This window comes from Vibrio chagasii, from assembly GCF_024347355.1.
GTDB classification, from domain to species: Bacteria; Pseudomonadota; Gammaproteobacteria; order Enterobacterales; family Vibrionaceae; genus Vibrio; species Vibrio chagasii.
Genome location: NZ_AP025465.1, coordinates 1069181 through 1082525 on the forward strand (window position 1 = coordinate 1069181; position 13345 = coordinate 1082525).

Sequence of the window (13345 nt, forward strand, 5' to 3'; positions counted from 1 at the left end):
AACATAATGAAAAACAAATGATAATTATTCTCCAAATCAATTAGTTTACTGCTATTCATGTTGTTACCCACTCACTTGCTTTCAAAAATAGCTTAATCAACCTCGATATTATGTCCGTTATACAAAATAAAAAATTTCATTTAGTGGCTATTAGCCTGATTTCGGCGTTGATGGGCATAGGACAAAACGGTTTACTTGTCTCGTTACCGTTTCTTGTTGAACACTCTGCGTTCAGCTTACCTACGTGGTCTGTATTTATCGCGATTGGAAGTTTGCTGTTTTTGCCTTCCGCCCCTTTTTGGGGAAGGTACAGTGATAAACATGGCCCAAAGAAAGTGGTGTTACAGGCATTATCTGGAATGGCGGTTAGCTTTGCGTTATTGGCACTGTTTGCAATGAATAGCGCCTATTTTCAATCGGATAGCCATAGTGCTCGCGTGTACATTGTCTGTTTTATCGGGCTGGTCATCGCACGAATTCTATATGGCTGCACGGTCGCAGGTTTGGTGCCGGCAAGTCAGCACTGGGCAATATTGTTGTGTGGTGAGAAGAACCGATTGCAGGCGATAACATCGGTGAGTATCGGTTTGAGTGCTGGTCGATTGATTGGCCCACTCATCTCTATTGTGGCACTCAAATTTTCTTATTTCGCACCGCTCATGTTGATGATTCTACTGCCGTGTGTTGCGCTAGTCTTAGCTATTTTCTTGCCTGAACCGGCAATGCTCATTACCAAGCAGGCACAGCGAGAGAGCGCATCGTGGCTGCCCCCAAAAGGGCTATGGGTGTTTTTGTCGAGCGGGTTGTTGCTTTGTGCGACAGTGGCATTAACGCAATATAGCTTCTCGCCAATCATTTATGCTGTTACTAGTTGGTCAACTGAAAAAGTGAGTGATGCGATTGGCGTATTATTAACCATTAATGCTGCGTTTACTTTTGCGACTCAAGTTTTGGTGGTTAAGAAAAGCAAATTGACGCCCACAACTATGTATCGCTTTGGCGCATTATGTTTAGTGCTTGGGTTTATCGTGTTGCTGATACCTGATACCTGATATTTGGGTGTTTGGTGGTGCGATGATGTTGACGGCCATTGGTGCTGCGCTGCTTGTTCCTGCATACACGGTATTTGCGACTGAAAAACAAAATGAAGCCCCGGGTGCTGCCGCAGGCTTCATTTCGATGTCTCACACACTTGGCTATGGAGTCGCGTCGTTGCTGGCGTTTACTGCAACTCTCCATCCGCTATATCCAATTTACTTGTGTCTAGCCTTTGCGATACTCATTCTGGTCACATCGTTGTCAGTATCTAATAAAAACAGTTCCTTAGGGATAGAACGAGGCTAGTTTTAATCTCTCTGCGCATACACCACATCGCTACTTTCAGCTCGTAAGAATATCCAAGCGACTCAGAGCTTGGAAGTTCCTCATAGTCAGATCCAGTGTGTCTACTCTAAGCCTGGCGCATCAACCAGTGATGAGTCTGAGTTGATCTACTGGCACCTGAATGTGCTTTACAGCATGGCAAATGAACACTTTATTGCAGAGAGTGAGTTTACCGAGCGCTACACTAGCGAGATCTATACACATAGTCCTGAGTATCTTCTTGATATCGGACCACATTACTACCGTCAGCGTTCTGAAGTTGAAGCGTTGGGAATGAAGGTTGGTGAATGTAATCTACAAAAGATTTATTACTTCAGCGCGCCAACAGAAGAATCGTACTTATCCGATATTGCATCTTGCCCGGTGTATAAAGCTGATGGCGAACTGTCTGGTAGTATTACAGTGGAAGTTAATCACACACCGGCCAACTTTGGTTATAGTGAGCGACTTGTTAAATTTAGCGCTATTTAATCGTGTAAAGGTTTGAGTAGATTTTATATTAACAATCTGACTCCATATTTATTTGATTACTCTAAATTAGTATTAAATAAAAAAGGGTTGGTAATAAATACCAACCCTTTAGGTCTATAGAATTTTATGTGCTTATAGATATGTCACAGAAAATTTAGAGTCGTGTTTTCATTAGAATGGTGACAATTCTGGGCTATCAAGCATTCAATTTATAAACCCACTATCAAATAGAGATTTAAAAATCGTATTTTAGACCAACTTGTGGCATGAATTCGCCTAAGTCGGCACCTTGAGCTTTAAGTTTTCGATAGCCAAGCGCTGCTTCAAAAGCCCAATTGCTGCCGAATTTCGTATCTGAAATGGCATACGTTTCGTATAAGTCAATGTCCTGACCGCTCTCTTCAAGCTTACTAATGCTACCTAAAACTTTCAGCGTCCAATTCGCACTCATATGAATGAATGAGCCTAGCTCTAAACCATAACCATCCGCGGTGTAGCTCGCATCAGATATGTCAGGTGGTGTTATACCATTTGTGCCAGGAGTAAAGCTTCCGGTTGTACCTTTGTAGCTTTGTTTAAATGATGTCTTGTTTACTTTTACATAAGGTGAGTAAGAGCCTAATTCGAAGTAGTAGCCAATGCCGAAATCTTGCTTAGTTGTTGAAGCATAGGTTGTTGTTGAAAAATGTTGGCTTTGAAAGCTAGGGCCATCAAATGAGCTATAACTGATGTTGTAGTCAGCAAAGAGATGGTCATAGAAATTCCAAGATAAACGACCGTACCCACCAAGGCTACTTTCTGCATGCCCAATTACTGAGTCAGATAGGCCATCATCAATGCCATATTGAGCACCAAATGAGATAGAAGAGAAGTCATTCGCAGCAGCAGGTAAAGACGTTAACACAGCAAGTAAAATTAAATGTTTCTTCATGTGTAGCTTCATTATTTGTAAAAAGTTGCGGCATTGTAATTACTTTATTTAATCTGTCTGTTGCGAAAACTAACATTCTGAAAATGACATGTAACAACTGTTTCTTCGAAGTGAATAATGTTGCTTATTGTTGATTGTGAAAACCATTCACCATTTTGATACATCACATCGCCACGCAATACCGTCATCAACACTTGAGTCTTGGCGATGCCTCTTGCTGACAAGGTGGTGATATCTTTATCTAGAATGGCGAAGTCTGCAGACTTCCCAACTTCAATTGTCCCCGTAATATCATCAATCCCTAGACTTTTAGCCGCGTTGAGGGTGTAAGCGTCGATGGCGGTATAGATATCGGTTAGACCGGTTTTACCCATGATTAAGCTGTTAGCAATACCCACAAGTGGGTTGATATCGTGCACGTTCCAGTCACTGCTTAACGTGATATTGGCGTCGGTTTTGAGGATTGCGTCGAGGTTCATCATGGCTTTTGCGCGTCTTGCACCTAAGAAGGCATTAGCCCATTCGTGATCATGTTGCGCGACGTAGTCTGCTCCAACTTGGAAATCCGCGGTTACGCCGAGTTGTTTAAATCGTGGAACGTCCTCATCATTGATCAATTCACATGGGTGAGCGTGTATGGTTTTTGCGAACCTTGCTCACGTACGCTCTCGATGGCATCTAAAGATTCTCGAACTGCGCCGTCACCAATGGCATGTATGTGGGCACTAAAGCCGATTTTTTCTAGGGCCGTTAACCACTGTCTCATCTGTGCTGGTGGAATGTAGTTCAAGCCATTAGGAGAGCTTGGTAAGTAAGTATCTAAGTAAGGAGCGAGCGTTTTTGCCGTGCCATTGATAAAAATACCATCGCTGTACATTTTCACCTGATCGACCAACAATAGACGACTTTTGTCATCGGAATACATCTTCTCAAACACTTCCAATTGAGAAGGCAATGTCATGGAAGGGTAAACCCAAGGACGCAATGAGACGCGCGCTGTGAGATCTTGGTTTTGCTCGGCTTCTAGCCAAACGTCATACCAACCGCGTTTCCAATACATTCTACCGTCACCTATGGTGGTGATGCCGTGAGCAGCCGCTTCTTCAAGACCGTACATTAAGCCTTGGTAGCTTTGTTCGAAGAGCTCGCTTTGACTGTTCCACGCCATTTCCATGACTTGGTCACCTGCGTTGTCCAGTAAGATGCCATTGAGCTTACCGCTTGCAGGATCTTTTAAATATGCTCCGCCTTGTGGGTCTGGTGATTGGGGACTAATTCGGGCGATTTTTAGTGCTTTGGAGTTAACCCACATTGAATGTGAAGTCTGCTCCATGATCACGACTGGTCGATCGGGGAAGATACTGTCGATGATCTCAAGTGGCGTGTATTCGGAGTCACTGTTGATTGTGGATTCTAATGAAAAACCATACCCCATCAGCCAACCTCTGCCATTTGAATCAGCATTGATCTTACAGGCTTCTAAGTAGGGGATTTGCTCTTCGAGTGTTGCTTCAGAATCGAGTTCACAGGTGCCACCCAGCTCTGAGGCCGCTTCGAAAACATGGTTGTGGTTGTCTATGAAACCTGGCAAAACAAAAGCATTCCCTAAGTCGATAACGTCGGTATTCTGCCCTTGAAACGTTTTGGCTTGCTCGAGATCGCCAATAAAAATGATCTTGCCGTTATGGGTAACGATAGAGTCTGACTCTCGATGCCCGTATATATCGGCATTAATGAAGATCTGGTCAGCCGCTTGGCTTTGCACCGTTGATTTGGTTTGTGCGAGGGCCGGTGATACAGCACTTAACGTTGTGACTAAAGCGGCTAATGCAGTGCGTGGCAGAGTAAGCTTGTTGTTCATTATTGTGTCTTCTATGTTCCACTGTTTAATAAGTATAGAAAGCGAGTGGTCAGTGTGAAACTTTACATGAATGATGAACAAAAGCCGCGATCACCCCGCGTATTGTGGCTTTGGTATGCCTTTCATCACGGTTATTGTTTCAAACTTTTAAGCAAATCATTCTTGTACTCGGCGTATGAGTGATAGCCATAAAGTTTCCACGTATGATCACCTTCAATATTGTGGCTGTAGGTGATTTCTCCGATCCACTGCTGACGTGTGGCATGAATCATATCGCGTATTTTTAATAATAAAGTGTTCATAGTTGCTCTCCTGATTAAGTTCACCTGCAGTATATTTAGCGGAGAAAGTTGGATGAGTACCGTTAGCGCAATGTCCAATACTTTTCAGTCAAAGTGCTCACTTAAATGGTTTGATGGGTATACTTTCAGTATTGGAGGGTCACAGAGTGTCGTAATGAAAGGTTACTTAGAAAAGGTGCCGCAAAGGATTGGTGCGTCATGGCGTTACAAGAAAATCGTTGAAGGCAGCAAGAGTTACGGTTGGCATCGACATGAAGAATATGAGATAGCGATTCATCGTCACTTCTCGGGGCATAGCTTTGTCGGCCACCACCAAAGCGATGTGTTCCATAACCATATGATTTTGGTTGGCCCAGATTTGCCTCATGCCATTTATTCGGAAGAGAGCAGTGATGACTCACGTATTTGCGAAACCCATGTAATTTGGTTTCGTAAAGATTGGATTGAGCCGTTGATCGCATGCTGTCGTGAACTTGAACCGTTACGTACACTACTAGAAGACTCAAAGAAAGGGTTGCAGTTTTCTCCTAATACCGCAGAGAGGGCAACACAACTGCTAGCTAAGGTGATGGATCAGCCTCCTCATCAACAGCTACTGACTCTATTCTCTCTGTTTGCTCTGCTGATTGATGACCAAGAAGTCGTGCAGTTAATTAACCCAACTTTTAACTCGGTTGAAGAAGACGAAGTCAGCGACAAACTAGATAAGGTCGAAGCCTTTCTGATGAATCATTTTATTCATGATATTTCAGTAAATGACTTAGCTAGTCATTTGTATGTTAGTGAAAGCAGCGTCAGGCGTCTTTTTCAAAAGCACTACAACGAGAGCTTCAGTCAGCGGTTGAAGAAAATTAGATTAAATGTGGCGTGTGATTTACTGCTAAATACAGCTCTGCCTGTGAATCTGATCATGGAAAAAGTCGGTTATGACAACCAAGCTAACTTCAATCGCCAGTTCAAATCTTATAAGCAGGTGACTCCGACTCAATATCGAGAGTCAATGAAGCGGCTTTGATTTATTCATCAACGAAACGATGTCCATAAACGTCTGAATAATTTAATGTTATATGAACCATGCTAATGGGGTTCACGTATTAACAAGGGCGTAAGTTAAGACTCAAATGACTTACTCGTATTACGATTAAAACAAGTCGAGGTTAGGATGAAGAAAATACTATTGCTGCTGAGTGTGATTTTATTGGGTGGATGTGTTGGCATGCCAGAAACCGTCAAGCCAGTTCAGCAGTTTGAATTGGATAGATACTTAGGAAAATGGTACGAAGTGGCTCGTTTAGACCACTCGTTTGAACGCGGCTTAAGTAATGTGAGCGCTGAATACAGCCTACGCGACGATGGCGGCGTGAAAGTGATTAACCGCGGCTATTCGGCTGAAGAGGGCGAATGGAATGAGGCTGAAGGCAAAGCGTACTTTGTTGAAGGTAGCGACCAAGGTTACTTAAAGGTGTCGTTCTTCGGTCCGTTTTATGGTGCCTATGTGGTGTTTGAATTGGAAGAGGAAGGATACCAATACGCGTTCGTCTCTGGGCCAGACACTGATTACTTATGGCTACTAGCGAGAACGCCTGAAGTCGCACCAGAAGTGATGGAGAAGTTTAAAGCGATGTCGAAAGAGCGTGGTTTTAATACCGATGAGCTGATCATAGTGGAACATACCCAATAAACCGATAGCTATTATTGGTGAGAGTGACTTATAAACGCTAAGGCACAGAGGATGAATTTCTCTGTGCCTTTTTCATTTTTTCAAAGATAGAGCGACAACTAGCGAGGCTGGTTTCCATTCAAGAAAAGTGCAACGCATTCGCGCGTGTAGCTGAGTCTTTCTTCATCGGATTCACCGCTATCATGACCGAAGAACGACCAATAGGCTGACTTACCATGAAACATCAGCAGCAGTTGACGAGCTGCAATGATCGGTGAGCTAGACGTCGACAGAGTAAGATCACCAGAATCTATTTTCGATTGCAGGTAATCGGCGAGTAATTTTGTCGTTTTTTGAGGACCGCTTTCTAAATAGATAGAAGCGATCTCTGGGTGAGTATTGGATTGACTGACCGCGTTCTGAAAGGTTTGTCGTGACTGTTCATCCAGCAGTAAGTCCTGAAACTTCACACCAAACTTCACCAATTCTTCTTCCAAAGTGGCGTCCATATCAAAGGCTGAATGGCTCAGTTCACGCTCGGCACATTTGGTTTGCATGCAGGTTTCAAAAAGTACGTCTTTATTTTTAAAGTGAGAGTAGACCGTTTGCTTGGAAACATTCGCTGCTTTGGCTATTTGATCCATGTTGATCTTGAAGCCATGTTCAGAGAAAAGCTTACTTGCTGCGGTTAAGATCTGCGATCTCTTCTGTTCACTCTTGATGATTTTCGTCACGTGCTTATTTCTCGCTACCTAGTGCTAACTCGTTGTGCGCTAGCATTATGCTTTTTGTGATGGTTTTATCAATCACTAACGATGAAACTTATTTTTAACATAATCAAACTAGACAGTCTAGTTTGGTTTGGTTAGTCTAAAAAAAGAACATAATTGAGTACCGCATAGGAACAGTGAGTATGTATAAATTGATGAAGGGAAGCGCAGTAGCCGTGGCGTTGTCGACTCTTCTTGTTGGGTGTGGTGAAAGCACACAAGCAGAGACAACCTCCGATGCAGCGAGCACTGCTGAATCGAACAGTGCTGGCTCTACAGTGTTAACGGTAGAAACTGTCGCTCTAGAGCGTTCTCCATCATACGAAGTACAACGTGAATATGTCGGTGTGGTAAAAGCAGGCCAACAGGCGAATCTCGGCTTTGAATTGGCGGGGAAAGTTAACGAGATTCTGGTGGATGTCGGTGACACAGTCACAGAAGATCAGCCGTTAATCAAGTTAGATACTCAGCTGTTGAAGACTGAATCGAGCCAATTGAAAGCGCAAGCTGAAGAAGTGAAAGCGCAATTGAGCCTGGTTGCTGCGAACTTAAAGCGTCAACGTTCACTTAAAGCAAAAGGCTTCAGTGCCGAAGCAGAAATCGATTCGTTAACCAGTGAACAACGTGTATTACAAGCGAACTTGCTACGCATTGACGCTTCGGTAAAAGGTAACGATCTCAAGCTAGTGAAGTCGACGATTCTTGCTCCTTATTCAGGCACCATCGCCACTCGATTTGTCTCGCTCGGCGATGTGGTCAATGTCGGTAATCCAACGCTCACTCTATTGGCATCGGAAGGCAAAGAAGCCTTTATTGGTATTCCTGCCCACCAAATGCAAAAGGTCACCTCACTCTCTGCTCCTAGTATCCGAGTTGGACGTAACGATTATGCAGTAGAGCTATTGAATCCGGGCGCGATGGTCGACACTCAGTCTCGCAGTGTTGGATTACGCTACCTATTTCCCGAGCCATCTTCGGTATTGGAAGGGCAACTGGCCTACCTTCAATTTGATGAACAGGTTGAGGAGCAAGGCTACTGGGTCCCTTTAACTGGATTGATTGATGGCTTGCGCGGTGTGTGGAATATCTTTGTGATTGGCGATGGTAACAAGGTTGAACGTAGAAGTGTTCAGGTGCTGTTTGCCAATAATCAACAAGCTTACGTGAGTGGTGCGATTGAGGATGGTGAGCAGGTTATTGCGAGTGGTTTGCATCGCTTGGTTCCAGGTCAAACTGTGAAGCCAGCTAGCGTTACTGCTGAATAGGAAATAGTATGAAAATCATAGAGACTATTTCCAATACCCGATTACTGATCTTAATGACCGCGCTGCTGATGGTAAGTGGCATTTCAGCCTTCATGACGCTGCCGCGCGCAGAAGATCCGGTGATCATCAACCGTTATGCGAACATCACGACGAGTTTTCCAGGCGCCAGTGCCGAACGAGTGGAAACTTTGGTTACAGAGGTTATCGAGAATAAGCTTCGTGAGCTGAGTGAAGTTAAACTGGTGAGATCAACCTCAAGGCCGAGCGTGTCTATCGTGACGCTTGAGCTTGATGACACTATCACCGAGCCCGAACCCGTTTGGTCGCAAGCACGTGACAAGCTGTCTGATATCGAATCCATTTTACCTGCGGGTGCCCATTCTCCCGATCTCGACAGTGAGCATACCTATGCTTTCACTACCATTGCTTCTTTGACTTGGTCTGGTGCTGATGAGCCTGACCGCTTAACACTAGGGCGTTATGCCAAAGAGTTAGCCAAGCGATTAAGAACCCTTTCGGGCACTGAGTTCGTTGATGAATACGGGATGCCTCAAGAAGAAATCCAGATAAGTCTGCGAACTGCTGATGCTGCAGCGCTTGGTCGCTCTAGTTCAAACATCGCAGAGTCGCTAGAAGGGGCAGATGCTAAGAACTCAGCAGGTGAACTGGTTAGCGCGTATTCTCGATTTGGTTTAGAGATTGAATCGGAACTCGATTCGATTGAACGTATTAAGCAAGTCCCTATCGCGACGGATAGCAATGGTCACATCATCCGCATGGAAGACATTGCTTCGGTAAAGCGTGGTGAGAAAACCCCACAAGATCAGATTGCCATTATTGATGGTGAACCGGGTGTGATCGTCGCGGCGCGAATGCACCCTGATCTTCGGGTTGATAGCTGGACTTCACGTGCTAATGCGTTGATCGACAAGTTTCAACAAGAGCTGCCAAGTAATATCGATGTCACCGTGCTGTTCAATCAGCAGGGCTATACCGAAAGTCGCCTAGATGATTTAGGTAAAAGCTTGATGATCGGTTTCGGTTTGATCTTGATTGTATTGTTCGTGACCTTGGGTGTCCGTGCGGCAATATTAGTGGCTATTTCGCTGCCACTCACTTCACTGCTTACGCTATCGATCATGAAAATGACTGGTGTGCCAATCAACCAGATGTCAGTCACGGGCTTGATTGTTGCGCTCGGGATCATGGTCGATAACGCAGTGGTGATGGTTGATACGATTCAGGCGTATCGATTGAAAGGGCAACACAGGGCAGAAGCAACCATGAATGCGCTGAAGCACTTGTGGGTTCCCTTACTTGGCTCAACCTTGACTACGGTTCTGGCGTTTGCACCGATTATTTTGATGCCGGGTGCATCCGGTGAATTTGTTGGTGGTATTGCGATTACCGTTTCTTTCTCATTAATCGGTTCTTACATTATCTCGCACACCTTAATTGCTGGCTTAGCGACAAGGTTACTGCCGAAACAATTGAGTGATGTGGACAAGAAGGGGCAACATCACTGGTACATGACGGGCTTAAGAGTTCCTGCTCTAACACGTTGGTTCTCATCTTCTGTCCGTTTTGGTGTCACACATCCAATCATCACTATTGTGTTGGTATTGTTGGTGCCGTTTACTGGCTACTGGAGCATGTCTCAACTGACTGAGCAATTCTTTCCGCCATCAGACAGAGACATGTTTGAGATTCAGGTTTACATGCCGCCGCAAGCCAGTATTTATGCGACGAAAAATACCTCGGAAAAAATAGACGACATTATTCATCGCTATCCAGAAGTGGAGCGTATTGATTGGCTAGTGGGCGCTAACTTCCCATCTTTCTATTACAACTTGCAGGCAAGGCAAAACAACGCTCCGTACTTCTCGCAAGCTATGGTCAAAACTGAAAACTTTACTCAGGCGAATGCGTTGATTCCTGAGTTGCAAAAGGTGTTGGATGAAGAGGTACCGGAAGCACAAATCTTGGTACGTAAGCTTAACCAAGGTCCTCCCTTTACTGCGCCAGTTGAGCTGCGTGTTTATGGTGAAAACCTCGATACTTTGAAAGCGATTGGTGAAGATGTTCGATTGATCTTAGCGGGTGTTCCTCATGTAACTCACACGCGAGAAACCTTGCAGCCGGGTACACCTAAGGTGTGGTTGAAGGTTGATGAAGACACGGCAAAACTCAACGGCATTTCACTGAATCAGTTTGCTGGCATGTTGCAAAACACCTTGACTGGTCGCGAAAGTGGCTCTGTGATTGAAGGCAGTGAGTCAGTACCGATTCGTGTTCGTGTTGCGGATGAAGCGCGTGAAAACCTAGTGCATTTAAGCAATATCCGTTTGCCAATCAGTTCTGAGGTCTACTCGACGGGCATTAATGTTTCGACTTTGGCTGAGCTTGAACTGACCACCAGTCGTGGTGCGATTACTCGTCGTAACGGGCAGCGTGTTAACACCATAGAGGGCTATATTGAAGCGGGCGTCTTGCCGCAAACCGTGCTCAATGAGTTCCAACACCGATTGGAAAGTTACGAAATTCCATCGGGCTACAGCATCGAGTTTGGCGGAGAGTCGGCAGAGCGCGATCATTCGGTAAATAGTCTTATCTCGAATGTCGCCGTTGTGGTTGTGTTGATGGTGTTAGTTGTTGTGATGTCGTTTAACTCGTTTAGGCTAAGTAGCATCATCTTTATGGTAGCGGCACTGGCTGGTGGGCTAGGGTTGCTATCGGTGTGGATCTTCGGCTATCCATTTGGTTTTACGGTGATCATAGCGATGCTTGGAATCGCCGGGCTAGCGATTAATGCAGCCATCGTTATTTTGACGGAGTTGAAACTGGATGAACAAGCCTCATCAGGCAATGTCGATGCGGTCGTAGAGGCGGTGATGTCGTGTACTCGTCATATCAGCTCAACTACGATTACAACCGTTGGCGGTTTTATGCCGTTGATTATTGCTGGTGGTGGCTTTTGGCCTCCGTTCGCGGTCGCGATTGTTGGCGGTACGGTATTAACCACACTTATCTCATTCTATTTCGTGCCCGTGGTTTATCACCTGATGACTAAAAAACAGCGCAAAACCGTGGCACCACAAGCTGCATAATTGACAAATCAGCGCCCTTATTTTCCTCGAAGTGGGAGAGTAAGGGCGTGCTTGTCTCTGTATTTTGACGGCAAAACGACTCCTTTTACTCGGCTTTGGCTTGATTAACCTTCTATTTCGATACCCATCATCGTGATGAAATGAAGCTTATTATTCATATTGATAATGAATGCTTCGTGCTAACAATTTTATTTATGAATACCATTAAACTTGTATGTGAATTCATAAGTTTGAACTTGATCACGCTTTGTTTAATTCGCGATTTCTAATGTAGTTCATCGCTGTGGTGGTCGTTGACTACCTGTCTCTTCGTCCATTGTTTCTTTGCGATTCCTTTTCACAATTAGCTTTGCTGATGTAGCACGCTTATCTCGTGCACCTTTCTCTCGACTCATTTCAGCCATTCTACTTTCATAATTGGAAGGTTAGTTTTCAAGTTTGCTGGGTGAGCTTTCAATTCCAACTCCCCATAATGCTCCGAATGTAACAATGTATTTCAAAGTGTAACAATTAAGTCATAATTTTTGTGTGGTTTTAACCGTGCGGTAATGTTTTCACCAAGCAAAATTAGACTCAATTCGGCTTCCCTTTGAGATGCAGCGTTTCACATGCTCAACACATAAATATTCTAATGACCATGATAACCAGTACTCGGACGTTCGATTTGAGACTGGATAACCATCGAGAAAGTTAATGGAAGCTTCAAGATATAAACGCATTTTATCGAGAGCAAACCTGTCGAGGATTGGTTTGGTGGCAACTGCCCTGATGCTCGAAGGATGCAACTCCGCATTGCTCGACCCTAAAGGTAGTGTTGGCGTTCAGGAAAAAGAGCTGATTATTACTGCTTTACTCCTGATGCTGATTGTCGTTATCCCTGTGATCCTAATGACGGTCTACTTTGCTTATAGATACCGCGAAACCAATACTACGGAAGAGTATGCACCTGACTGGGCGCACTCGACCAAGATTGAAATCGTTGTATGGACGATTCCAATCATCATTATTGCGATTCTTGCGACCATCACTTGGCGTTCAACACACGAACTGGAGCCATCTAAGCCTCTAGAAAGTGATGTACAGCCAATGGTGATTGAAGTGGTATCGCTGGACTGGAAATGGCTGTTTATCTACCCGGAACAACACATTGCAACGGTTAACTACGTGGCATTCCCGAAAGATGTTCCTGTTACGTTTAGGCTGACTTCAGACAACATCATGAACGCGTTCTTTATCCCGCGTCTTGGTTCGCAGATCTACGCGATGCCGGGAATGGTGACCAAGTTGAACTTGATTGCAAACCACGAAGGTGACTTCAAAGGTTTTGCGTCGAACTACAGTGGCGAAGGTTTCTCTCAGATGAAATTCACAGCATCAGCACTGCCTGATCAAGTGGCATTTTTAAACTGGGTGGAGACGGTGAAGGCAAGCCCTGATCGCATTGAAGATTGGGAGCAGTTCCGTTCACTGGCTGCGCCAAGTGTCGCTGAACCTGTGACGCTGTTTTCTAGTGTCCCACCATTTTTGTTCACTGATGTTGTGACCCAGCACCCTGGTTCAATGAACTGTTTGCCGGAAAACCAAGGATAATCGTA

Annotated in this window: 9 protein-coding genes and 2 pseudogenes; 7 read left to right on the forward strand and 4 right to left on the reverse strand. The window is 44.7% G+C overall.

What is annotated here, in order from left to right; genetic code table 11:
• Positions 1–110 precede the first annotated feature (110 nt).
• Positions 111–1344, forward strand: a pseudogene (locus tag OCV52_RS04950) (MFS transporter).
• A gap of 69 nt (positions 1345–1413) precedes the next feature.
• Positions 1414–1854: a hypothetical protein gene (locus tag OCV52_RS04955; protein ID WP_240700659.1), complete on the forward strand. Its 441-nt coding sequence runs from the start codon at positions 1414–1416 to the stop codon at positions 1852–1854.
• Positions 1855–2089: 235 nt separating this feature from the next.
• Here OCV52_RS04955 and OCV52_RS04960 read toward each other — a convergent pair whose 3' ends face one another.
• The 3 genes and pseudogenes from OCV52_RS04960 to OCV52_RS04970 all read right to left on the reverse strand — a co-directional run bounded on the left by OCV52_RS04960 (position 2090) and on the right by OCV52_RS04970 (position 4948).
• Positions 2090–2785, reverse strand: a complete 696-nt coding sequence (locus OCV52_RS04960; protein ID WP_137406978.1) for a BamA/TamA family outer membrane protein — start codon at positions 2783–2785, stop codon at positions 2090–2092.
• 155 nt (positions 2786–2940) lie between these two features.
• Positions 2941–4646 (reverse strand): annotated as a pseudogene (locus OCV52_RS04965) (amidohydrolase); the annotation flags it as partial.
• A 131-nt stretch (positions 4647–4777) separates the two neighbouring features.
• Positions 4778–4948, reverse strand: a complete 171-nt coding sequence (locus tag OCV52_RS04970) for a hypothetical protein (RefSeq protein WP_170222425.1) — start codon at positions 4946–4948, stop codon at positions 4778–4780.
• A 52-nt stretch (positions 4949–5000) separates the two neighbouring features.
• Between OCV52_RS04970 and OCV52_RS04975 the strand changes: the two genes are divergently transcribed.
• Both OCV52_RS04975 and OCV52_RS04980 read left to right on the forward strand, forming a co-directional pair.
• Positions 5001–5963: a helix-turn-helix domain-containing protein gene (locus OCV52_RS04975; protein ID WP_137406977.1), complete on the forward strand. Its 963-nt coding sequence runs from the start codon at positions 5001–5003 to the stop codon at positions 5961–5963.
• A 147-nt stretch (positions 5964–6110) separates the two neighbouring features.
• Positions 6111–6629 carry a lipocalin family protein gene (locus tag OCV52_RS04980; RefSeq protein ID WP_137406976.1) on the forward strand — a complete coding sequence of 173 codons (519 nt, stop codon included), beginning with the start codon at positions 6111–6113 and terminating at the stop codon, positions 6627–6629.
• Positions 6630–6727: 98 nt separating this feature from the next.
• Here the strand turns inward: OCV52_RS04980 and OCV52_RS04985 are convergent, their stop codons facing one another.
• Positions 6728–7342: a TetR/AcrR family transcriptional regulator gene (locus OCV52_RS04985; RefSeq protein WP_137406975.1), complete on the reverse strand. Its 615-nt coding sequence runs from the start codon at positions 7340–7342 to the stop codon at positions 6728–6730.
• A gap of 179 nt (positions 7343–7521) precedes the next feature.
• Here OCV52_RS04985 and OCV52_RS04990 point away from each other — a divergent pair, with 179 nt between their 5' ends.
• The 3 genes from OCV52_RS04990 to cyoA all read left to right on the forward strand — a co-directional run bounded on the left by OCV52_RS04990 (position 7522) and on the right by cyoA (position 13340).
• Positions 7522–8643 (forward strand): efflux RND transporter periplasmic adaptor subunit, encoded by a 1122-nt coding sequence (locus OCV52_RS04990; RefSeq protein ID WP_137406974.1) that lies wholly within the window; start codon positions 7522–7524, stop codon positions 8641–8643.
• A gap of 8 nt (positions 8644–8651) precedes the next feature.
• Positions 8652–11750, forward strand: coding sequence for an efflux RND transporter permease subunit (locus tag OCV52_RS04995; protein ID WP_137406973.1), 3099 nt, complete (start codon positions 8652–8654; stop codon positions 11748–11750).
• Positions 11751–12443: 693 nt separating this feature from the next.
• Positions 12444–13340 (forward strand): ubiquinol oxidase subunit II, encoded by an 897-nt coding sequence (gene cyoA, locus OCV52_RS05000; protein ID WP_008221709.1) that lies wholly within the window; start codon positions 12444–12446, stop codon positions 13338–13340.
• Positions 13341–13345: the final 5 nt, after the last annotated feature.